Source organism: Streptomyces javensis (assembly GCF_039525925.1).
Classification (GTDB): domain Bacteria; phylum Actinomycetota; class Actinomycetes; order Streptomycetales; family Streptomycetaceae; genus Streptomyces; species Streptomyces asiaticus.
In genome coordinates, this window is record NZ_BAAAIF010000297.1 from 1 (window position 1) to 543 (window position 543).

Sequence of the window (543 nt, forward strand, 5' to 3'; positions counted from 1 at the left end):
CGCGAAGATCGCCAAGGCCGTCACGTTTTCGGGCACCACGAGATTGCCTTTACGAAGCTGCTTGCGCAAATCGTATATCTGCCAGCGGGTCGTGCCGTGGCCGCGGAAGTCGCCGCACTGCCCGAGGGCACGCTGACTCCGGGCTGGCTCGCCGATTACGCCGTTCTCCGCGACCAAGCGCAAGCGTGCCGATCCCCCAGTGCAAGCCGCTGAAACTTCGGCAGGACTCTAAGCGCGGGCCACGCCTGATTTCATGGTGCCATGTCAATGGAACCGCACGAAATGACACCAAGATACCCTGACATCACCATCACGCTGAACGGCCATGACGGCAACGCTTTCGCCATCCTCGGCCCATGTCGCGAAGCCGCTTGGAGCGCCGGGCTCTCCGACGACGAGATCGTTGCCTTCATGAACGAGGCCGTGGCGGGCGATTACAATCATCTCTTGCAGACCACCATGCGCTGGTTCAACGTTAGGTGATCCGAGCCGATCCGCTTCAAGCACCCCTGAGCATCCCGAATACCGCAGCGCACTCGGCCT

General features: G+C 61.7%; 2 protein-coding genes. One reads left to right on the top strand and one right to left on the bottom strand.

What is annotated here, in order from left to right; genetic code table 11:
• The coding region (locus tag ABD329_RS48045) for a hypothetical protein (protein ID WP_344318334.1) at positions 1–183 on the bottom strand (183 nt) is incomplete at its 3' end.
• Positions 184–267: 84 nt separating this feature from the next.
• Here ABD329_RS48045 and ABD329_RS48050 point away from each other — a divergent pair.
• Positions 268–483, top strand: a complete 216-nt coding sequence (locus tag ABD329_RS48050; RefSeq protein WP_344318335.1) for a hypothetical protein — start codon at positions 268–270, stop codon at positions 481–483.
• The last annotated feature ends 60 nt before the right edge of the window (positions 484–543 follow it).

Coding starts and splice junctions, on each gene's coding strand:
- ABD329_RS48050 (WP_344318335.1), top strand. CDS start 268: ATGGAACCGCACGAAATGACACCAAGATACCCTGACATCACCATCACG.